The 21037-nt window shown below is 61.1% G+C and carries 17 protein-coding genes and 2 tRNA genes; 14 read left to right on the top strand and 5 right to left on the bottom strand.

Annotation, left to right across the window (positions count from 1 at the left end; translation table 11 throughout):
* Positions 1 to 2 precede the first annotated feature (2 nt).
* From glmM to HU766_RS00170, 13 genes are all read left to right on the top strand, one after another.
* Positions 3 to 1343, top strand: coding sequence for a phosphoglucosamine mutase (gene glmM, locus HU766_RS00230; RefSeq protein ID WP_186652599.1), 1341 nt, complete (start codon positions 3 to 5; stop codon positions 1341 to 1343).
* Positions 1344 to 1408: 65 nt separating this feature from the next.
* Positions 1409 to 2164, top strand: a complete 756-nt coding sequence (gene tpiA, locus HU766_RS00225) for a triose-phosphate isomerase (protein WP_033701590.1) — start codon at positions 1409 to 1411, stop codon at positions 2162 to 2164.
* A gap of 4 nt (positions 2165 to 2168) precedes the next feature.
* Positions 2169 to 2564, top strand: a complete 396-nt coding sequence (gene secG / locus HU766_RS00220) for a preprotein translocase subunit SecG (protein WP_047583813.1) — start codon at positions 2169 to 2171, stop codon at positions 2562 to 2564.
* A gap of 21 nt (positions 2565 to 2585) precedes the next feature.
* Positions 2586 to 2671: transfer RNA gene (locus HU766_RS00215), tRNA-Leu, on the top strand.
* Between the two features lie 100 nt (positions 2672 to 2771).
* A tRNA-Met gene (locus HU766_RS00210) sits at positions 2772 to 2848 on the top strand.
* A gap of 130 nt (positions 2849 to 2978) precedes the next feature.
* Positions 2979 to 3437: a ribosome maturation factor RimP gene (rimP, locus tag HU766_RS00205; protein WP_033702568.1), complete on the top strand. Its 459-nt coding sequence runs from the start codon at positions 2979 to 2981 to the stop codon at positions 3435 to 3437.
* A 59-nt stretch (positions 3438 to 3496) separates the two neighbouring features.
* The gene (nusA, locus tag HU766_RS00200) at positions 3497 to 4978 is read left to right on the top strand and encodes a transcription termination factor NusA (RefSeq protein WP_027595024.1); all 1482 of its coding nucleotides are present in this window, start codon (positions 3497 to 3499) and stop codon (positions 4976 to 4978) included.
* 27 nt (positions 4979 to 5005) lie between these two features.
* Positions 5006 to 7531: a translation initiation factor IF-2 gene (gene infB, locus HU766_RS00195; protein ID WP_033701587.1), complete on the top strand. Its 2526-nt coding sequence runs from the start codon at positions 5006 to 5008 to the stop codon at positions 7529 to 7531.
* A 116-nt stretch (positions 7532 to 7647) separates the two neighbouring features.
* On the top strand, positions 7648 to 8046 hold the full coding sequence (gene rbfA, locus HU766_RS00190) for a 30S ribosome-binding factor RbfA (RefSeq protein ID WP_033701584.1): 399 nt from the start codon (positions 7648 to 7650) through the stop codon (positions 8044 to 8046).
* 3 nt (positions 8047 to 8049) lie between these two features.
* The gene (gene truB, locus HU766_RS00185) at positions 8050 to 8967 is read left to right on the top strand and encodes a tRNA pseudouridine(55) synthase TruB (protein WP_033701583.1); all 918 of its coding nucleotides are present in this window, start codon (positions 8050 to 8052) and stop codon (positions 8965 to 8967) included.
* Positions 8968 to 9114: 147 nt separating this feature from the next.
* Complete coding sequence (rpsO, locus tag HU766_RS00180) at positions 9115 to 9384, top strand: 30S ribosomal protein S15 (RefSeq protein WP_016489163.1); 270 nt, start codon at positions 9115 to 9117, stop codon at positions 9382 to 9384.
* A 247-nt stretch (positions 9385 to 9631) separates the two neighbouring features.
* Positions 9632 to 11737 carry a polyribonucleotide nucleotidyltransferase gene (gene pnp, locus HU766_RS00175; RefSeq protein WP_033701582.1) on the top strand — a complete coding sequence of 702 codons (2106 nt, stop codon included), beginning with the start codon at positions 9632 to 9634 and terminating at the stop codon, positions 11735 to 11737.
* Between the two features lie 261 nt (positions 11738 to 11998).
* Positions 11999 to 12349, top strand: coding sequence for a BON domain-containing protein (locus HU766_RS00170; RefSeq protein WP_186652598.1), 351 nt, complete (start codon positions 11999 to 12001; stop codon positions 12347 to 12349).
* Between the two features lie 81 nt (positions 12350 to 12430).
* Here the strand turns inward: HU766_RS00170 and HU766_RS00165 are convergent, their stop codons facing one another.
* Entirely contained in the window at positions 12431 to 12733 is a 303-nt protein-coding gene (locus HU766_RS00165) for a putative quinol monooxygenase (RefSeq protein ID WP_186652597.1), read from the bottom strand.
* Between the two features lie 60 nt (positions 12734 to 12793).
* Between HU766_RS00165 and HU766_RS00160 the strand changes: the two genes are divergently transcribed.
* Positions 12794 to 13207, top strand: a complete 414-nt coding sequence (locus HU766_RS00160; RefSeq protein ID WP_047583816.1) for a VOC family protein — start codon at positions 12794 to 12796, stop codon at positions 13205 to 13207.
* 65 nt (positions 13208 to 13272) lie between these two features.
* Here the strand turns inward: HU766_RS00160 and HU766_RS00155 are convergent, their stop codons facing one another.
* The 4 genes from HU766_RS00155 to pgi all read right to left on the bottom strand — a co-directional run bounded on the left by HU766_RS00155 (position 13273) and on the right by pgi (position 20947).
* Entirely contained in the window at positions 13273 to 16203 is a 2931-nt protein-coding gene (locus HU766_RS00155; RefSeq protein WP_186652596.1) for a DUF748 domain-containing protein, read from the bottom strand.
* 78 nt (positions 16204 to 16281) lie between these two features.
* Entirely contained in the window at positions 16282 to 17151 is an 870-nt protein-coding gene (locus HU766_RS00150; RefSeq protein ID WP_033701574.1) for an oxygenase MpaB family protein, read from the bottom strand.
* 42 nt (positions 17152 to 17193) lie between these two features.
* Positions 17194 to 19128: an acetate--CoA ligase gene (gene acs, locus HU766_RS00145; RefSeq protein WP_186652595.1), complete on the bottom strand. Its 1935-nt coding sequence runs from the start codon at positions 19126 to 19128 to the stop codon at positions 17194 to 17196.
* Positions 19129 to 19282: 154 nt separating this feature from the next.
* Complete coding sequence (gene pgi, locus HU766_RS00140; protein ID WP_186652594.1) at positions 19283 to 20947, bottom strand: glucose-6-phosphate isomerase; 1665 nt, start codon at positions 20945 to 20947, stop codon at positions 19283 to 19285.
* Positions 20948 to 21037 lie beyond the last annotated feature (90 nt).

Genomic DNA, 21037 nt, shown 5'->3' with positions numbered 1-21037 from the left:
CTATGAGCAGAAAATACTTTGGTACCGACGGCATTCGTGGCCGCGTCGGCGAATTCCCGATCACGCCGGACTTCATGCTGAAGCTCGGCTGGGCGGCTGGCATGGCTTTCCGCAAGCAGGGCCATTGCCGTGTGCTGGTGGGCAAGGACACGCGTATTTCCGGTTACATGTTCGAATCTGCGCTCGAGGCCGGGCTTTCTGCGGCCGGTGCCGATGTGATGCTGCTCGGGCCGATGCCGACCCCGGCCATCGCCTACCTCACGCGTACCTTCCACGCTGAAGCCGGCATTGTCATCAGCGCGTCGCACAACCCGCACGACGACAACGGCATCAAGTTCTTCTCTGGCCAGGGCACCAAGCTGCCTGACGAAGTCGAGTTGATGATCGAAGAGTTGCTCGATCAGCCGATGACGGTGGTCGAGTCGGGCAAGCTGGGCAAGGTCTCGCGCATCAACGATGCGGCTGGCCGCTACATCGAGTTCTGCAAGAGCAGCGTGCCTTCGAGCACCAGCTTCGACGGCCTCAAGCTGGTGGTCGATTGCGCCCATGGCGCCACGTACAAGGTCGCGCCAAGCGTGTTCCGCGAACTGGGTGCCGACGTGACCATTCTGAATGCTCAGCCTGATGGCTTGAACATCAACGAAGGCTGTGGCTCTACCCATATCGAGTCGCTGCAGGCCGCCGTGCTGGTGGGCCATGCCGACCTCGGTATCGCCTTCGATGGCGACGGTGACCGGGTGCTGATGGTCGATCACACGGGTGCCATCGTCGACGGCGACGAGTTGCTGTTCATCATCGCCCGTGACCTGCATGACCGCGGCAAGCTGCAAGGCGGGGTAGTGGGGACGCTGATGAGCAACCTCGGCCTTGAGCTTGCGCTCAAGGAGCTGGATATCCCGTTCGTGCGGGCCAAGGTTGGCGACCGTTACGTCATGGCCGAACTGATCGAGCGCGAGTGGTTGGTCGGGGGGGAAAACTCCGGGCATGTCGTGTGCTGCAACCACACCACCACCGGTGATGCGATCATCGCCGCGCTGCAGGTGCTGATGGCCCTCAAGCGTCGCGGGGAGACACTGGCCCAGGCCCGTCAGGCCCTGCGCAAGTGCCCTCAGGTACTGATCAACGTGCGCTATGGGGCAAGCAAGGTCGACCCTCTGGAGCACCCTGCGGTGCAGGAAGCCAGTGCCAAGGTCACCGAGGCGATGGCCGGTCGCGGTCGCGTGCTGCTGCGCAAGTCCGGTACCGAGCCGTTGGTGCGGGTCATGGTCGAAGGCGACGACGAAAGTCAGGTTCGCGGCCATGCCGAAGCCCTGGCGAAACTGGTCAGCGAAGTTTGTGTCTGAAGGCGCTTGCCAGCGCAGATCTGGTTGGGTAAGATCTGCGCCCACTTTGACCGACGAGGTAAAGCATGCGTCGCCCTATGGTAGCTGGTAACTGGAAGATGCACGGTACCCGCGCCAGCGTCGCTGAGCTGACCGAGGGCTTGAGCAATCTTGCCCTGCCGAGCGGAGTGGAAGTCGCGGTATTTCCACCGGCCTTGTTCATCAATCAAGTGATCGATGGCCTGGCAGGTAAAGAAATAACTGTCGGCGCACAGAATTCTGCTGTACAACCCGAACAGGGTGCGCTGACCGGGGAAGTTTGCCCGGAACAGCTGGCCGAAGTGGGCTGCAAGTTGGTGTTGGTTGGGCATTCGGAGCGTCGCCAGGTCATCGGCGAGAGTGATGAAGTGCTGAATCGCAAGTTTGCAGCCGCACAGGCCAAAGGTTTGAAGCCCGTGCTGTGTATTGGGGAAACCCTTGAAGAGCGCGAGGCGGGCAAGACGCTCGAAGTTGTCGGGCGTCAACTAAGCAGTATCATCGAAGCGTTCGGTGTTAAGGCTTTTGCCAATGCAGTAATTGCTTATGAGCCTGTATGGGCCATCGGCACTGGCCTTACGGCCACGCCCCAACAGGCTCAGGATGTGCATGCTGCCATCCGCGGCCAGTTGGCGGCAGAAGATGCTGAAGTGGCTGCGAAGGTGCAGCTGCTCTACGGCGGCAGCGTGAAGGCGGCCAATGCGGCCGAACTGTTCGGCATGCCGGATATCGATGGGGGGCTCATTGGTGGAGCGTCCCTGAACGCAGACGAATTCGGTGCAATTTGTCGCGCCGCAGGAAACTGAACAAATGCTGGAAACAGTCATCGTTGTTTTTCATCTGTTGGCAGCGCTGTCGCTAGTAGTGCTGGTTCTGTTGCAACAGGGTAAGGGTGCGGAAGCAGGTGCATCTTTCGGCGCAGGTGCCTCAAATACTGTGTTCGGAAGCCAAGGCTCTGCAACCTTCCTAAGTAAATTCACTGCAATACTCGCTGCCACTTTCTTTTTGACAGCACTTGGGTTAGGATACTTCGCCAAGGAACAAGCTCACAAGCTGACCCAGGCGGGCCTTCCAGATCCAGCAGTGTTGGAAGTGAAAGAGCAAAAGCCGGCAGTGAATGATGATGTACCGGTGCTCCAACAGCAGAAGAGCGAAGCCACTCCGAGTACGGGTGATGTACCTCCTCCGGCAGAAGAGCAGAAGTAACGGGTTTCAAGAAGTAGTATTGCCGAGGTGGTGGAATTGGTAGACACGCAACCTTGAGGTGGTTGTGCCCATAGGGTGTAGGGGTTCGAGTCCCCTTCTCGGTACCAATTGAAGCAAGAGAGCCCGCTTTATGCGGGCTTTCTTGTAGGTGGAGGTCGGATTGACCCCGTACGGGGTTCGGTCTTATACTTTCGCCCCCAGCTTTGTCGCGGGGTGGAGCAGCTTGGTAGCTCGTCGGGCTCATAACCCGAAGGTCGTTGGTTCAAATCCAGCCCCCGCAACCAGCTTTAGCGGAGCCCCTTTTCAGGGGCTTTTTGCTAGCCGAACAGTTTTCGGCGTCGTTGTCCAACGGCGCTTTCAGGGATGGGCGCTTCGCCCATTTTTTATTTGCACAGCATGCACGAGGGGGTTCAGGTGTCGAGCAAGCTAGAACAGTTGCAGGCCTTGTTGGCCCCGGTGGTCACGGGGCTGGGCTTCGAATGCTGGGGGATCGAATTCGTCTCCCAGGGCAAGCATTCGGTACTACGTGTCTACATCGATAAGGAAGGCGGCATTCTGGTGGACGACTGCGCTGAAGTCAGCCGTCAGGTCAGCAGCGTCCTCGATGTGGAAGATCCGATCAGCTCTGAATATACCCTAGAGGTTTCTTCTCCTGGCATGGAACGCCCGCTGTTCACGCTTGAACAGTTTGCCTCGCATGCCGGCGAACAAGTGAAGATCAAGCTGCGCTCACCCTTCGAGGGTCGTCGTAACTTCCAGGGCCTTCTCCGCGGTGTGGAGGAGCAGGATGTGGTGGTCCAGGTGGACGACCAGGAGTTCCTGTTGCCGATCGACTCGATCGACAAGGCCAATATTATTCCCAGTTTTGACTGAGACGTGCCGGGCCCGGCGGACTATCCGGGCCCAATGGCTTGCGCAAGGCGAGGCGTACGATGAGCAAAGAAGTACTGCTGGTTGTTGAATCGGTATCCAACGAAAAGGGTGTACCGCCCGGCGTCATTTTCGAAGCGCTGGAAGTGGCCCTGGCCACTGCAACCAAAAAACGTTTTGAGGACGAAGTCGACCTGCGTGTGGAAATCAACCGCCACACCGGTAGCTACGAGACCTTCCGTCGCTGGACTGTGGTCGATGAAGCCGATCTTGATGATCCGGCAATCGAGACCTGGTTGAGCAAGATCCACGAGACCCACCCTGAAGCCAAGGTCGGTGACGTGATCGAGGAGAAGATCGAGTCTATCGAGTTCGGTCGTATCGCCGCCCAGACCGCCAAGCAGGTCATCGTGCAGAAGGTCCGTGAGGCCGAGCGCGCCCAGGTGGTCGATGCCTACCGCGAACGCGTGGGCGAGATCATCTCCGGTACCGTCAAGAAGGTTACCCGCGACAACGTCATCGTTGACCTGGGCAACAACGCCGAGGCCTTGCTGGCTCGCGAAGACATCATTCCCCGCGAGACTTTCCGGGTTGGCGTGCGCCTGCGTGCGCTGCTCAAGGAAATCCGCACTGAAAACCGTGGCCCCCAGCTGATCCTGTCGCGCACTGCGCCACAGATGCTGATCGAGCTTTTCCGCATTGAAGTGCCGGAAATTGCCGAGGGCCTCATTGAAGTCATGGCTGCCTCCCGTGATCCGGGTTCGCGAGCCAAGATCGCCGTCCGCTCCAAGGACAAGCGCATCGACCCGCAAGGTGCCTGTATCGGCATGCGCGGTTCGCGTGTCCAAGCCGTATCCGGAGAGTTGGGTGGTGAGCGTGTGGATATCGTCCTGTGGGACGATAACCCGGCGCAGTTCGTCATCAACGCCATGTCGCCGGCTGAAGTCGCGGCGATTATCGTTGACGAGGATGCCCATGCCATGGACATCGCCGTCGCCGAAGACAACCTTGCCCAGGCCATTGGCCGTGGCGGTCAGAACGTTCGTTTGGCCAGTCAGTTGACCGGCTGGACCTTGAACGTGATGACCGAAAAGGACATCCAGGCCAAGCAGCAAGCAGAAACCGGTGACATCCTGCGCAACTTCATCGATGAACTGGAAGTCGACGAGGAGCTGGCCCAAGTGCTGGTCGACGAAGGCTTTACCAGCCTCGAAGAAATTGCCTACGTACCGTTGGAAGAAATGCTCAACATCGATGGCTTTGACGAAGATATCGTCAATGAGCTCCGCGCTCGAGCCAAGGACCGTTTGTTGACCAAGGCCATCGCTACCGAAGAAAAACTGGCAGACGCCCATCCGGCCGAAGACCTGCTCTCCCTTGAGGGCATGGACAAGGACCTGGCGGCGGAACTGGCGGTGCGCGGCGTGGTTAACCGCGAAGACCTGGCCGAGCAGTCGATCGACGATCTGCTCGACATCGACGGCATCGACGAAGAGCGTGCCGGCAAGTTGATCATGGCCGCCCGAGCCCACTGGTTCGAGTAATTAGGCGCGGCCTGAGGAGAGAAGTGCATGACGCAAGTCACGGTGAAAGAACTGGCCCAAGAGGTCGAGGCACCGGTAGAGCGCCTGCTGCAGCAGATGCGTGAGGCAGGTCTGCCGCACACCGACGCCGGTCAGGTAGTGACCGACAATGAGAAGCAGACTCTGCTGACTCATTTGAAAAGCAGCCACAAGAGCAAGGCGGAAGAGCCGCGCAAGATTACCTTGCAGCGCAAAACCACCAGCACCCTGCGTGTCGCCGGTAGCAAAAGTATCAGCGTAGAAGTACGCAAGAAGAAAGTATTCGTGCAGCGCAGCCCGGAAGAAATCCAGGCTGAGCAGAAACGCGAGCAGGATGAGCGCCGTGCGGCGGAAAACGCTGCGCGCGACAAGGTTGACGCCGACGTTCGCCAGCGCAACGAAGATCAGGCCCGCCGTCAGGCTGCTGATGCCGCCCCTGCGGCCCCAGCTGCCAAGCCGGCTGCCGCTGCCGCCGCACCTGCGCCGGCACCGGTAGTCGCTGACGCGCCTGCCTCGGAAGATGCCGCTGCGCGTGCTGCCGAGCGCAAGAAGGACGAGACCCGTCGCAACGAAAGCCGCACTCGTGATGACGACCGTCGTCGTGGCGAGGCGCCTCGCGTGTCGATCAAGGTCAAGGTCAAGGAGAAGGAAAAAGCACCGACTCCACGCGCTGCTCCGCGTACCACCGAAGAAGAGAGCGATGGCGCTCGTCGTGGTCGTGGCGGCAAGGGCAAGCTGAAGAAGCGTAACCAGCACGGCTTCCAGAGCCCGACCGGCCCCGTCATCCGTGACGTGACCATCGGTGAGACCATCACGGTCTCGGAACTGGCCAACCAGATGTCCGTCAAGGGCGCTGAAGTGGTCAAGTTCATGTTCAAGATGGGCACCCCGGTTACCATCAACCAGGTGCTCGACCAGGAAACCGCTCAGCTGATCGCAGAAGAGCTGGGCCACAAGGTCACCCTGGTCAGCGATACTGCCCTGGAAGACTCCCTGGCCGAATCGCTGAAGTTCGAAGGCAAAACCGAATCGCGCGCCCCGGTCGTTACCGTCATGGGCCACGTTGACCACGGTAAGACCTCGCTGCTCGACTACATCCGTCGTGCCAAGGTTGCTGCTGGCGAAGCCGGCGGTATCACCCAGCACATCGGCGCCTACCACGTGGAAACCGACCGCGGCATGGTCACCTTCCTCGATACCCCGGGCCACGCTGCGTTCACTCAGATGCGTGCTCGTGGTGCCAAGGCGACCGACATCGTCATCCTGGTGGTGGCGGCGGACGACGGCGTGATGCCGCAAACCCGTGAAGCTGTTCAGCATGCCAAGGCAGCTGGCGTGCCACTGGTTGTTGCCGTGAACAAGATCGACAAGCCTGGTGCCGACCTCGATCGCATCCGCAACGAGCTGTCCGTCGAAGGCGTGACCTCCGAGGAATGGGGTGGTGACACGCCTTTCGTCAAGGTTTCGGCGAAGATGGGTACCGGTGTGGACGAGCTGCTCGAAGCCGTTCTGCTGCAGGCCGAGATCCTCGAACTGAGCGCTACCCCGACCGCACCTGGTCGTGGTGTCGTCGTCGAATCGCGCCTGGACAAGGGCCGTGGCCCAGTGGCGACCATCCTGGTTCAGGACGGTACCCTGCGTCAGGGCGACATGGTCCTGTGCGGCTCCAACTATGGCCGCGTACGTGCCATGCTCGACGAGAACGGCAAGCCTGTGAAGGAAGCTGGCCCGTCGATCCCGGTCGAGATCCTTGGCCTGGACGGTACCCCGGAAGCCGGTGACGAGCTGTCGGTGGTTGCTGACGAGAAGAAAGCCCGCGAAGTTGCCCTGTTCCGTCAAGGCAAGTACCGCGAGGTCAAGCTGGCCCGTGCTCACGCTGGCAAGCTGGAAAACATCTTCGAGACCATGGGTCAGGAAGAGAAGAAAACCCTCAACATCGTCCTCAAGACCGATGTACGTGGTTCCCTGGAAGCGTTGAACGGCTCGCTCGGCGGCTTGGGCAACGAGGAAGTACAGGTTCGCGTGATTGGCGGCGGTGTGGGTGGTATCACCGAGAGCGACGCCAACCTGGCGCTGGCGTCCAACGCGGTGCTGTTCGGCTTCAACGTGCGTGCCGATGCCGGTGCGCGCAAGATCGTCGAGCAGGAAGGTCTGGATATGCGTTACTACAACGTGATCTACGACATCATCGAAGACGTCAAGAAGGCCCTGACCGGCATGCTCGGCAGCGATGTTCGCGAGAACATCCTGGGTGTCGCCGAAGTGCGTGACGTGTTCCGTTCGCCGAAGTTCGGCGCCATCGCTGGCTGTATGGTCATCGAAGGTACCGTGTACCGCAACCGTCCGATCCGCGTTCTGCGCGAGGACGTTGTGATCTTCGAAGGCGAGCTGGAATCGCTGCGTCGCTTCAAGGACGACGCTGCCGAAGTACGTTCGGGCATGGAGTGCGGTATTGGCGTCAAGAGCTACAACGACGTCAAGGTCGGCGACAAGATCGAAGTCTTCGAGAAAGTCCAGGTGGCTCGTACCCTCTAAGGGCGAGCTTGCCGCAAGCCCCCGCTACAGGGCGGTTGGCGGCGCCTTTACAGGTAGCGCCCGGTCAGGCATCAGCTTGACCGGGCGTTTGCCGCTTTAAGTTACAGGTAGCAAGAATGGCCAAAGAATATAGCCGTACCCAACGTATCGGTGATCAGATGCAGCGCGAGCTGGCTGAGCTGATCCGCCGCGAAGTCAAGGATCCACGTGTCGGCCTGGTGACCATCACCGCCGTGGATGTCAGCCGCGACCTGGGCCATGCCAAGGTGTTCATCACCGTCATGGGCGAGGAAACGCCAGATGCCGTGAAGCAGTCGCTCAAGGCACTGAACAGCGCCGCCAGCTTCCTGCGCCTGCACCTGGGGCGTTCGATGCAACTGCGCAGCGTGCCCCAGCTGCATTTCCACTTCGATGAAAGCGTCAGCCGCGGTGTACACCTGTCGGCGCTGATCGAGCGTGCAGTGGCTGAAGACCGCCTGCACAAGGCTACCGACGAGCTGGACACCAAGGAGTAAGCGGTGGCCCAGGTCAAACGTATCCGCCGCAACGTCAGCGGCATCATCCTGCTGGACAAGCCACTGGGCTTCACCTCCAACGCGGCACTGCAGAAAGTGCGCTGGTTGCTCAACGCGGAGAAGGCCGGCCACACCGGCAGCCTCGACCCGCTGGCAACCGGCGTGCTGCCACTGTGCTTCGGCGAAGCGACCAAGTTTTCGCAGTACCTGCTCGATTCCGACAAGGGCTACGAAACCGTCATGCAGATGGGGCAGACTACCAATACTGCCGATGCTGAAGGCGAGGTCCTGCAGACCCGTGAAGTGACCGTTGGTCGTGCCGACATCGAGGCGCTGCTGCCCCGTTTTCGTGGCCCGATCAGCCAGATACCGCCGATGTACTCGGCGCTCAAGCGTGACGGCCAGCCACTGTACAAACTGGCTCGTGCTGGAGAGGTAGTGGAGCGCGAGGCGCGTTCTGTTACTATTAACCGCTTGGAGTTGCTCGAGTGCGAAGGCACCCGTGCACGGTTGACGGTAGGATGCAGCAAAGGCACCTATATCCGCACCCTGGTGGAGGATATCGGCGAAGCCCTTGGCTGTGGCGCTTATGTCGCCGAGCTGCGCAGGACCCAGGCCGGGCCCTTCGAGCTGGCACAGACGGTGACCCTCGAGGAACTCGAACAGGCCCATGCCGAAGGTGGCAACGAAGCGCTCGATCGCTTCCTGATGCCTTCCGACAGCGGGCTGCAGGACTGGCCAATGGTGAGTTTGTCCGAGCACAGTGCGTTCTACTGGCTGCATGGCCAGGCAGTACGTGCGCCGGATGCACCGCAGTTTGGCATGGTCCGCGTACAGGATCACAATGCGCGCTTCATCGGTATCGGTGAAGTGAGCGAAGACGGGCGCATTGCGCCACGTCGGCTGATTCGGTCGGAATGACCGAAACCGCAGGGTCTGGCTTCGGCCGGGCCCTACGGGATCAAGGGTGGCTGTCAGTAGGCACGGTCACACCTTTCATATTAATACAGGGATTTGTCCCTGGCCTATTGGACCCCGCTCGCGGGATCCGTTATCAGGAGAAGCCAAATGGCCCTCAGCGTTGAAGAAAAAGCTCAAATCGTTACCGACTACCAGCAAGCTGCTGGCGACACTGGTAGCCCGGAAGTTCAGGTTGCTCTGCTGACCGCGAACATCAACAAGCTGCAAGGCCACTTCAAGGCCAACGGTAAAGACCACCACTCGCGTCGTGGCCTGATCCGTATGGTTAACCAGCGTCGTAAGCTGCTGGACTACCTGAAGGGTAAAGACACCACTCGTTACAGCGCCCTGATCGGTCGCCTGGGCCTGCGTCGCTAATAGCGGCCTGGTCAGTGGTGTGCATGGCGTCTCATGCATTGGCAACGCTGCCTGGCAGCGTTGTCTTTGGGCACGCCATGCGTATCTCCGAGGTTGGCAGCCTGGTTACGTTGAGCGGTTTTCCGCACTTCGGCCAGGCTCCCAGCCTCGTGTTGTATCTGGACGGTCAATGGGGCCGATTCCCCGTTCTGCCCAAGAATTCGCAAGAAACCAGTTCCCCCCAGAGCCACTGAAAAGGTAGGAAACCGTGAACCCGGTAATCAAGACATTCCAGTTCGGTCAATCGACCGTTACTCTCGAAACGGGCCGCATTGCCCGTCAGGCAACCGGCGCAGTGCTGGTTACCGTCGACAACGACGTCACCGTGCTGGTGACTGTGGTAGGTGCCAAGCAGGCCGATCCAGGCAAGGGTTTCTTCCCGCTGTCGGTCCACTACCAGGAAAAGACCTACGCCGCCGGCAAGATCCCGGGTGGCTTCTTCAAGCGTGAAGGCCGTCCTTCCGAGAAAGAGACCCTGACCTCGCGCCTGATCGACCGTCCGATCCGCCCGCTGTTCCCTGAAGGCTTCATGAACGAAGTCCAGGTCGTCTGCACCGTGGTTTCCACCAGCAAGAAGACCGACCCGGACATCGCTGCGATGATCGGTACCTCGGCTGCCCTGGCTATTTCCGGCATTCCGTTCGAAGGCCCGATCGGCGCCGCCCGCGTAGCCTTCCACGAAAGCACCGGCTACCTGCTGAACCCGACCTATGAGCAACTGGCTGCCTCGAGCCTGGACATGGTCGTTGCCGGTACCTCCGACGCCGTACTGATGGTTGAATCGGAAGCCCAAGAGCTGACCGAAGACCAGATGCTGGGCGCCGTACTGTTCGCCCACGACGAATTCCAGTCCGTTATCCAGGCTGTCAAAGAGCTGGCCGCCGAAGCGGGCAAGCCGACCTGGGACTGGAAACCCGCTGTTGCCAACACCGAGCTGCTCAACGCCATCCGCGCCGAGTTCGGCGAGGCTGTTTCGCAGGGCTACACCATCACCGTCAAGGCCGACCGCTACGCGCGCCTGGGCGAGCTGCGTGATCAGGCGATCGCCAAGTTCTCCGGTGAAGAAGGCCAGCCTTCGGCTTCCGAAGTCAAAGAAATCTTCGGCGAAATCGAATACCGCACCGTTCGCGAAAACATCGTAAACGGCAAGCCACGTATCGATGGTCGTGACACCAAGACCGTTCGCCCGCTGAGCATTGAAGTCGGCGTGCTGCCGAAGACTCACGGTTCGGCACTGTTCACCCGTGGTGAAACCCAGGCCCTGGTCGTCGCGACCCTGGGTACTGCGCGTGACGCCCAGCTGCTGGACACCCTCGAAGGCGAGAAGAAAGACCCCTTCATGCTGCACTACAACTTCCCGCCGTTCTCGGTGGGCGAGTGTGGCCGCATGGGCGGTGCTGGCCGTCGTGAAATCGGCCACGGCCGTCTGGCCCGCCGTTCGGTACAGGCCATGCTGCCTGCCGCCGACGTGTTCCCGTACACCATTCGTGTGGTATCGGAAATCACCGAGTCCAACGGTTCGAGCTCCATGGCTTCGGTCTGCGGTGCTTCCCTGGCCCTGATGGACGCCGGTGTACCGATGAAGGCGCCAGTGGCCGGTATCGCCATGGGCCTGGTCAAGGAAGGCGAGAAGTTCGCCATTCTGACCGACATCCTGGGTGACGAAGACCACCTGGGCGACATGGACTTCAAGGTTGCCGGTACCGCCAAGGGTGTTACCGCACTGCAGATGGACATCAAGATCAACGGCATCACCGAAGAGATCATGGAAATCGCCCTGGGCCAAGCCCTGGAAGCGCGCCTGAACATCCTCGGCCAGATGAACCAGATCATTGGTCAATCGCGTACCGAGCTGTCGGCCAACGCCCCGACCATGATCGCGATGAAGATCGACACCGACAAGATCCGTGACGTCATCGGTAAAGGCGGCGCCACCATCCGCGCCATCTGCGAAGAGACCAAGGCTTCGATCGACATCGAAGACGATGGCTCGATCAAGATCTTCGGCGAAACCAAGGAAGCGGCTGAAGCAGCTCGTCAGCGCATCCTGGGCATCACTGCAGAGGCCGAAATCGGCAAGATCTATGTCGGCAAGGTCGAGCGCATCGTTGATTTCGGTGCCTTCGTCAACATCCTGCCTGGCAAGGATGGCCTGGTGCACATCTCCATGCTGAGCGATGCTCGCGTCGAGAAGGTCACCGACATTCTGAAAGAAGGTCAGGAAGTGGAAGTACTGGTACTGGACGTGGACAACCGCGGCCGTATCAAGCTGTCGATCAAAGACGTTGCCGCGGCCAAGGCCTCCGGCGTCTAAGCGACTGACGCGCAATGAAAAAAGAGCCCTTCGGGGCTCTTTTTTTATGCCCGCAGGGAACCTTTTGCACAGTTGCATCTTGCACGCAGGTTTACCCCGCAGGTTGCAAATTGCACGACTCATGCAAATGCCAGTATGTATAAGTCATTGATTTATAAAGGTTAAGTGGAAGAGGGAAAACTGGCACAGCACGTGCAACTACCTTCATACCTGCAGCCAGGAATAACGGCGCAGACCTTTCGAAAAACAGGAGTGACTCACATGAAGAAGTTCGCCATTGCTGCCGCTACTGCTACCGCTCTGACCCTGACCATGGCTAACGCGGCATTTGCAGCCCAAGCCACCCAGGCTCCAGTCATGTTGGCTGCCAATACAGTGGACGATGCGAAACAGGAAGGCTCTGATACTTGGATCACCACCAAGGTCAAAGCTGATCTGCTGACTGAAAAAGGCATCCCAGGCAGCGACATCAAAGTCGAGACTAGCCAAGGTGTGGTGTCGCTGTCTTCGGATGTGAAAGTCACCGATTCGCAGAAGGAAGAAGCGGTACGGATCACCAAGAACATCAAGGGTGTCAAAAGCGTAATGTCTGATGGCCTGAAGTCCGAATAAGGAATGTCCCATAGGCCAAACGGAATTGGCCACTTTTCAGGAAAGCCCTGGCATCACTGCCGGGGCTTTTTACTGTGCGCCTCAGAAAACCGGGTTACGGGCGATAACGTCGCTCTCGAAACACGCCTGCTCGACGATCAGCGGTTCGACCAGCGGGCGACTGTCGCGAAAGTGCGCTGTCAGGGTGTGTGCCTCGTAGGCGGCATCGTCACGGTAGATCTCGTAGAGGTAGATCACGTCGGGATCGAGGCGGTCCTGAGACACGTCGAACACCAGGCAACCGGGCTCGGTTGCTACGGAAGCAGCGGCATTGGCCTTGATGGCGGTCAGAAAAGCCTCGGCGCTGCCGGGCTTCACGCGTGTCTTGATAAACAGGCTATACACATGGCGCTCCTTTTGTTTTAAATTCAGATCTGAATTGTATACAAAAAAGGAGTTTCGCCAATGTCCGAGTTGCCTGCCCGCCCTGGCCGTCTGAATGGCCTGCGCCATATTGCCTTGCTAGTCCCTAACCTTGAGGAGTGCGAGCGCTTTTACGTCGACGTGCTTGGTATGGAGGTGCTCAACCGGGCCAATGAAGACTTGGTCTACCTGACCTGCGGTAACGACAATTTGTCATTGGGGCGCGGGGCGGGGGCGGCCAATGGTTTGCAGACTCTCGACCACTACGGCTTCATCGTCGACAGCGTGGAAGAGCTGGAGGCCTGGTACCAGTACTTCAAGGCGCGCGGGGTGACCTTGCTCGACCGTCCATTCAACCATGGGGACGGCGCGCGCAGCTTCCACTTGCTGGACCCGGCAGGTAACAAGGTACAGCCGCTGTATCACCCGGCGGTGTCGGGCCAGCGGTTGGCCTGATTGCAGCTTTTATTGCCGGTACCGGCCGCTTCGCGGGGCAAGCCCGCGAAGCGGCCCGGGGTTGATCACTCGGCATCCAGGTGCATCGGGGTGATCACCCGGCCATCCTTCTCAGCCTGACCCAGGGTGGTATCGATGAAGTACACCCGGTCGTCTTCCAGCTTGCCCTTGTCCACCAGGTAGTCCTTGATGCTGCTGGCCCGCTCCTGGCCGAGCGTACGCAGCAAGGGGGCGCTCTCGGCCCAGGACTTGATCACCGCTTCACGCAGCTTGGCGGTGCGCTCGTCGCGCCCCAGTTGTTCCCACTCAGCCGGTGGTTGCTGCTTCAGGCGATTGCGGTAGATGCCTTCGAGCATCGCCGGCTTGTCGCTGTCGTCGACCACCAGCATCGAGGCATTGGCAGGCACCTTGTCGCCACGACGCTGCAGGATCTTGTACCAGGTGGCCTGGTACTCGCGGTCCAGGCGCTGCTGGGCGATCAACGGGCCGTCGCTGGTCTGCGCGCTGGTGCCTTCGATTTCCAGGCGCAGCTCCGGGCGCTCCTTGAGGGCCGAGGCCAGTTTGTCCAGCGACGACTGGGCGTCGCCACTGAGTTCACTCGAGCCCGGGGCGAATGACACGTTGCCGAGGTCTTCCGAGCCCCCGCCAGCAATCAGCCCGCCAATGAACTTGAACGGTGCCTGGGCCGCGCGCAACACCAGGTTGCGCAGGGTTTGCCAGACAATCGGCATGACGCTGAACTGCGGGTTGTTGAGGTCACCCGTCACCGGCAACTCGATGGAGATCTTGCCTTCGGTATCCTTGAGCAGCGCAACCGCCAGGCGGATCGGCAGGTCCACGGCATCCGGGCTGTCGACCTTCTCACCCAGCTGCAATTGCTCGACCACCACCTTGTTCTCGGCCTTGAGCTGGCCGTTGGTAATCAGGTAGTGCAGGTCAAGGTTGAGCCGGCCCTTGCGGATACGGAAGCCTGCGAACTTGCCGGAGTAGGGCGTCAGCGTGGTCAGTTCGACCCGCTTGAAGCTGGTGGCGATATCCAGGCTGGCCAGCGGGTTGAACGGGTTGAGCGCACCCTTGATGGTAACCGGCGCATAGCGGTCGACCTTGCCCTTGATGTCCACCTTGGCCGGGTTCGGCTTACGGTTGTCGATCGTGCCGACCTGGCCGTTGAGCTGTTGCACGGCCGTGGCGAAGTTGGGCGTGAGGGACAGGTCAGCGAAGTTGGCCGAGCCGTCGTTGATGTCGATCTGGCCGATGTGTATGCCCAACGGCTTGTCGTTGCTGGCCGGTTTGGCAGCCTTGGACGCAGGCGCGTCGGCCGGTTGCGGGATCAGCAGGTCGTTGATGTTGGTGGTGCGGTCTTCGTTGATGATGAAGCGCGCATAAGGCTGCAGCAGGGTCACCTTGTCGATCGACAGGGCATCACCGTGCACATACGACAGGCCGTCGACGTTCACTTGCTGCCACTTCACGAAGTCGCGGCCCTTGATGGTGTCGAGCGTATGCAGCTGGTTGACCTGGGCCTTGCCGGCGACGTTGAAGGCCAGTGGCTCGGTACTTTTCAAGTCGACCTTCAGGTCGCTGGCGAGCATGCCGCTGCGAAGTTCCAGGAGGATGAACGGGCTGATGTAGGCCTGGGCCACACGCAGGTCGATGTCACGTGTGCTGACATCCAGCTTGGCCCAGATCGGCGCCAGGTTGACCTGGCCAGTGGCCTGCAGCTTGCCTTGCTTGCCCACACCGGTATCGAGCTTGAGCGTGAAAGGCGTCTGGTTGAGGCTGTCGAAGCCTTGCAGGTCGACATTCAGCGGGCCGACGTCCAGGGCCACGGGTTCCTTCTGGCTGCGGTCTGCCAGGTGCACGCTGTAGTTGCGCAGCTGCACGTCCTTGAGCAGCACCTGCCAGGGCTTGCTTGGCGTGTTGGCGGTTTGCGCATCGGGCGCAGGCTCGGCAGCGGCGGGTTCGGCCTTTTCCTTGGGGGTGGGCTTGGCCGGTTGGCTGGCGAACAGCTTCTGCCAATCGAGTTGGCCATCTTTTTCCAGCGCAGCCCAGGTTTCGAGTTTTTCGCTACGAATCTTGCCGACGATCACCTGTTGCTTGGCCAGGTCGATGGAGGTTTCACTCACCTCAAGGCTGGCCAGACGCGCGAGTTTGCGCCCATCTGGCGCCTTGATGGCGAAAGGCGCGATGCGTACCGAGGTGTTGTCCAGCAACAGCTCGGTCTGCTTGGACAGGTTGAGCTTGTAGTGGGTATCGAGGCTGATCACGCCGTCTTCGAGCACCAGCGGCACGGCATCACGCACATACGGCCAGAACAGTTTCATCTTGCCGTCGGTGATCTTCAGCGTGCCTTCGGAGGCGATCGGCGACAGGCCAAGGGTGCCTTTCCAGTCGATGCGCCCACCGTTGGGGCCGTTGGCCACCAGCGTCATGTCGGCATTGTCGTCCGGCAGGGTGCTGAGGTTTTTCAGCTCCAGGTTCATGTTGTCGTAGAGGAATTCGATCGGCTCGCTCGGGCGTTGATCCTCGAAGTGCAGGTAACCTTCGGTGAGCTTGATGCTGCCGATGCGAAGCGGGAACGGGTCGCTGGGCGGCTGGTCCGGCTTGGCCTCACTGGCGGGCAACTTGAACAACTGGGTGAGGTTGAGCGTCCCGTCCTTGGCAAACAGCACTTCGTTGCGCGGTTTGTCGAGTTCCACCGCGGTCAGGTGCAGGGCACCGCTCCACAGGCTGTCGAGCGAGAGGTTGGCGTACAGCCGCTCGAAACCGACTTGTTCCTTGCCAGGCTCGCCGATCTGCAAGCCCCATAGCGTCAGTTCGAGGCTGAAGGGGTTCAGCTCGATGCGCTGCAGGTGCGCCGGCACGCTGGCATAGTGCGCCAACTGCTGGTTGGCGATGCGCAGGGCGACACCGGGAAGAATGAGAAAGCCGAGCAGGCTATAGAGGGCTACGAGGGCCAGCATGGCGCCGAGGGCGCGAGTCAATCCTTTGTACATGTGTCGCTTCGTCTGTCTAAGCAGGAGTGCTTGGAGTATGGCACGTTAAATCAGTTCCGCTGAGGCGACCATTTCGCCTCATTCGATGCCCATGCGGCGCTTTGCCCGATGCGCCGAGCCGTCGCGCATGGCCCAGCGCAGTACCGGCGCCGTGCGTTGCAGGCCAAGGCGGATCATGCGGCGCTGCAAGGGGCCTTGTTGCAGGCCCAGCATGGCCTGGGCCCAATCGGGCAGCAGGTCGATGCCCGCGTTCAGCATCAGCTTGCCGACAGGTTGCGCCAGGCGGCTGGGGGCCGGTGCGGCAAGCAGGATGTCGACCACCTCGAAGCTGCGCGCATCGCTCTGCAACTGCGGGCGCATCTGCCGCAGGTAGTCTTCGACTTGCTGGCAGGAGCGCGGTACATCACGGGCGCCAAGGCGTTCGGCGATCAGGGCAATCTCGTTGTAGTAGGCATCCTGCTCGGCACGCGGCAGGTGCGGGTTGCGGTAACGCAGGTGGGCGGCGAGGAAACTGCTCACCTCGGCGACGTGCACCCAGGTCAGCAAGCCCGGGTCGCTGGCCGCATAGGGGCGGCCATCCGGCGCGGTACCGGTGACTTGCAGGTGAATGGTGCGGACCTTTTCGATCAGCCAGTCGGCGTCGCGGGTCGAGCCAAAGGTGGTGCCGGAAATGAACTGGCTGGTGCGGCGCAAACGGCCGAGCAGGTCCTGGCGAAAGTTCGAGTGGTCCCACACCCCGGCCAGGGCCAGAGGGTGCAGCAGTTGCAGCATGAGGGCACTGATGCCGCCGACCAGCATGCTCGGGAAGTCACCGTGTACCTGCCAACTGATGCTTTGCGGGCCAAACAGGCCAGGGTCGCCCTTGGGCGATTCCAGGTCGAGCTGGCCGAGGGCCAGCCCGGTGAGGCTCATGACCTGGGTTTCGATGCGGCGGCGAAGGGCTTCCATGGCGACCTGTCGTTCAGGGCGGTCATGAACATGTGCCGCCGGCTATTGGTTGAGGCGTTTGTCGATCAAGCCCTGGACCACGCTCGGGTCGGCCAGGGTCGAGGTATCGCCGAGGTTTTCCAGCTCGTTGCAGGCGATCTTGCGCAGTATACGCCGCATGATCTTGCCCGAGCGGGTTTTGGGCAGCGCCGGCGCCCATTGGATCAGTTCCGGTTTGGCGAAGCTGCCGATTTCCTTGCTGACCAAGGCCAGCAGTTCGGCCTTGAGCGCGTCGTCCGGGTCCACGCCGTTCATGGTCGTGACAAAGGCGTACACCCCCTGGCCCTTGAGGTCATGGGGGTAGCCGACCACTGCCGCTTCGGCGACGCTGTCGTGCAGGACCAGCGCGCTTTCCACCTCGGCCGTGCCGATGCGGTGGCCGGACACGTTGATAACGTCGTCGATGCGCCCGGTTATCCAGTAGTCGCCATCGGCATCGCGGCGTGCGCCGTCACCGGTGAAGTAGTAGCCGGGCAGGGGCTTGAAGTAGGTTTCGACCATGCGCTGATGGTCGCCATAGACGCTGCGAATCTGCCCGGGCCAACTGGCCTTGATGGCCAGCAGGCCGGCGCCGGGGCCTTCGATGAGTGCGCCTTTTTCGTCCAGCAGCACTGGCTGCACACCGAACATGGGCTGGCTGGCGCAGCCGGGCTTGAGCCGCTGCGTGCTGGGCAACGGGGTGAGCATGATGCCGCCGGTTTCAGTCTGCCACCAGGTATCGACGATCGGGCAGCGCTTGCGCCCGACTTCTTCGAAATACCATTCCCACGCTTCCGGGTTGATCGGCTCGCCAACACTGCCGAGCAGGCGCAGGCTCTGGCGCGAGGTGCTCTGCAGCGGGCCGGAGCCTTCGCGCATGAGGGCGCGCAAGGCCGTGGGCGCGGTGTAGAAGATGTTCACCTGGTGCTTGTCCACCACCTGCCAGAAGCGCGATGTGTCCGGGTAATTGGGCACGCCTTCGAACATCAGCGAAATCGCACCATTGGCCAGCGGGCCATAGACGATGTAGCTGTGGCCGGTGACCCAGCCCACGTCCGCCGTGCACCAGAACACCTCACCCTCGCGGTAGTCGAACACCACCTTGAAAGTGAGTGTGGCCTGCAGCAGGTAGCCTGCGGTGGTATGCAACACGCCTTTGGGTTTGCCGGTGCTGCCAGAGGTGTAGAGGATGAACAGCGGGTCTTCTGCGCCCATGGGTTCGGGCGGGCAGTCGTCACCCGCCTGCTCGGTTGCCTGGTGATACCAGAGGTCGCGGCGTTCATCCCAGGCGATGTCGCCACCGGTGCGGCGCACGACGAATACGCTGCTGACATCGGGGCAGTTGGCCAGTGCCTTGTCGACGTTCAGCTTCAGCGGGATGCGCTTGCCCCCGCGCACGCCTTCATCGGCGGTGATCACGGTGCGGCAATCGGCATCGAGGATGCGGTCGCGCAGGGCATCGGGCGAAAAGCCCCCAAACACCACCGAGTGCACAGCGCCCAGCCGCGTGCAGGCGAGCATGGCAAAGGCCGCTTCAGGGATCATTGGCATGTAGATGCAGACCCGGTCGCCCTTTTTCACCCCACGCGCTTTCAGGGCATTGGCCAGGCGGCAGACCTGGCGGTGCAATTCGCGGTAGCTGATGGCCTTGGCGTCTTCAGGGTCGTCGCCTTCCCAGAGCAAGGCGGTCTGTTCGCCGCGCGTGGCCAGGTGGCGGTCGATGCAGTTGTAACTGACGTTCAGCTGGCCGCCGTCGAACCAACGGGCCTTGCCGGTTTTCAGGTCGCATTGCTGCACGCTCGACCAGGGCTTGACCCAGTCCAGGCGCTTGGCCTGCTCGGCCCAGAACGTATCGGGGTCGTCGACCGATTGCTGGTAGAGGCGGCGGTACTCTTCGTCAGTGAGGGCGGCCGATTGGCTGACGGCCAGGGCCTGGGGGTAGTCGCGTATATCGAACATGGCGGTTGTCCTGCTCTTGTCGGGGCGATGGACTGCAACGGCTATTCGATGGACAAGTGTAGCCAGGCTGGGTTCGCCTGGGCATGAAAGACGAAGGGCCCACCTTGGCGGTGAGCCCTTCTGTCATTTCAGCTGGCGGGTGGCCCCGCTGGCATCAACCGCGGTGACGGCCGCGGAAGTAGTTGATCAGGCCCTGGGTCGAACCGTCTTCGGCGCTGTCTTCCAGGCTGCCTACAAGGCGCTGGTAGACACCCTTGCCCAGCTCTTTGCCCAGCTCCACGCCCCACTGGTCGAAGGCATTGATGCCCCAGATCACGCTCTGCACGAAGACCTTGTGCTCATACATCGCCACCAGTGCGCCCAGGCGACGCGGGCTGATGCGCTCGACCACCAGGGTGTTGCTCGGGCGGTTGCCCGGGATCACCTTGTGTGGTGCCAGCTTCTCGATGTCTGCTTCGTTCAGGCCTTTGCCGCGCAGTTCGGTCTCGGCTTCGTCACGGGTCTTGCCGAGCATCAGCGCCTGGCTCTGCGACAGGCAGTTGGCGTACAGCCACTGGTGGTGGTCGGCAACCGGGTTGAAGCTCACCACCGGCACGATGAAGTCGGCCGGAATCAGCTGGGTGCCTTGGTGCAGCAACTGGTGGTAGGCATGCTGGCCGTTGCAGCCAACGCCACCCCAGATTACCGGGCCGGTGTCGGTGTTCACCGGTGTGCCGTCCTGCAGCACGCGCTTGCCATTGGACTCCATGTCCAGCTGTTGCAGGTGCTTGGTGATGTTACGCAGGTAGTGGTCATACGGCAGGATCGCATGGCTGCGCGCGCCCCAGAAGTTGCCATACCACACGCCCAGCAGGGCCAGCAGCACTGGCATGTTCTGTTCGAACGGCGCGGTCTGGAAGTGCTGGTCCATGGTGTAGGCGCCAGACAGCAGCTCCTTGAAGTTGGCGGTGCCGATGGCCAGGGCGATCGGCAGGCCGATGGCCGACCACAGCGAATAGCGCCCACCCACCCAGTCCCACATCGGGAAGATGTTTTCTTCACGAATGCCGAAGGCCACGGCGGCGGCCTTGTTGCTGGAAACAGCGATGAAGTGGCGATACAGCTCGGCTTCCGAACCGCCCTGGGCCAGGTACCAGGTACGCGCGGCCATGGCGTTCTTCAGCGTCTCGAGGGTGTTGAACGACTTCGACGAAACGATGAACAGGGTGGTTTCGGCGCGCAGGTTGGCCGACAGTTCGTGGAACTCGCTGCCATCGATGTTCGCCAGGTAGTGGCAGCGCACGCCACGTTGCGCGTAGGGCAGCAGTGCCTCGGAGACCAGCTCGGGGCCGAGGAACGAGCCACCGATGCCGATGTTGACCACGTCGGTGATCGGTTTTTCGCTGTAACCGCGCCACAGGCCGTCGTGGATGCGCCCCACCAGTTCAGTGATCTGGTTGAGCACCTTGTGCACTTCGGGCATCACGTTGACGCCGTTGACGCTGAGCTTGTCGCCGACCGGGCGGCGCAGGGCGGTGTGCAACACCGGGCGGCCTTCGGAGGCGTTGATGATCTCGCCGTTGAACATCGACTTGATGGCATCTTGCAGGCCGACTTCTTTGGCCAGGTTCACCAGCAGGTCACGGCTTTGTTCGTTGATCAGGTTCTTCGAGTAGTCGAGAAACAAGCCGCAGCAGCTCAGCGAGAACTGGTCAAAGCGCTTGGGGTCGGCGGCGAAGGCGTCACGCATGCTGAAGTCTTGCATGGCGTCGCGGTGTTGCTGGAGCGCCTGCCATGCGGGCAGGGCCGTCACATCATGGGGTGTACGGTAATACGCCATTGCGGAGGGTTCCTTGGTGCGTTGTGAGGCCTTGGACATTGGCCTTGGCTGTCAGTTGCAGGCAGTCATTATAGGCATTGGCGGCGCGGG

It is taken from the genome of Pseudomonas sp. SWRI77, assembly GCF_014269105.1.
Taxonomy (GTDB): domain Bacteria; phylum Pseudomonadota; class Gammaproteobacteria; order Pseudomonadales; family Pseudomonadaceae; genus Aquipseudomonas; species Aquipseudomonas capeferrum.
The sequence above is the reverse complement of the archived record's forward strand: the minus strand, read 5'-3'. Positions and strand labels throughout refer to the sequence as shown.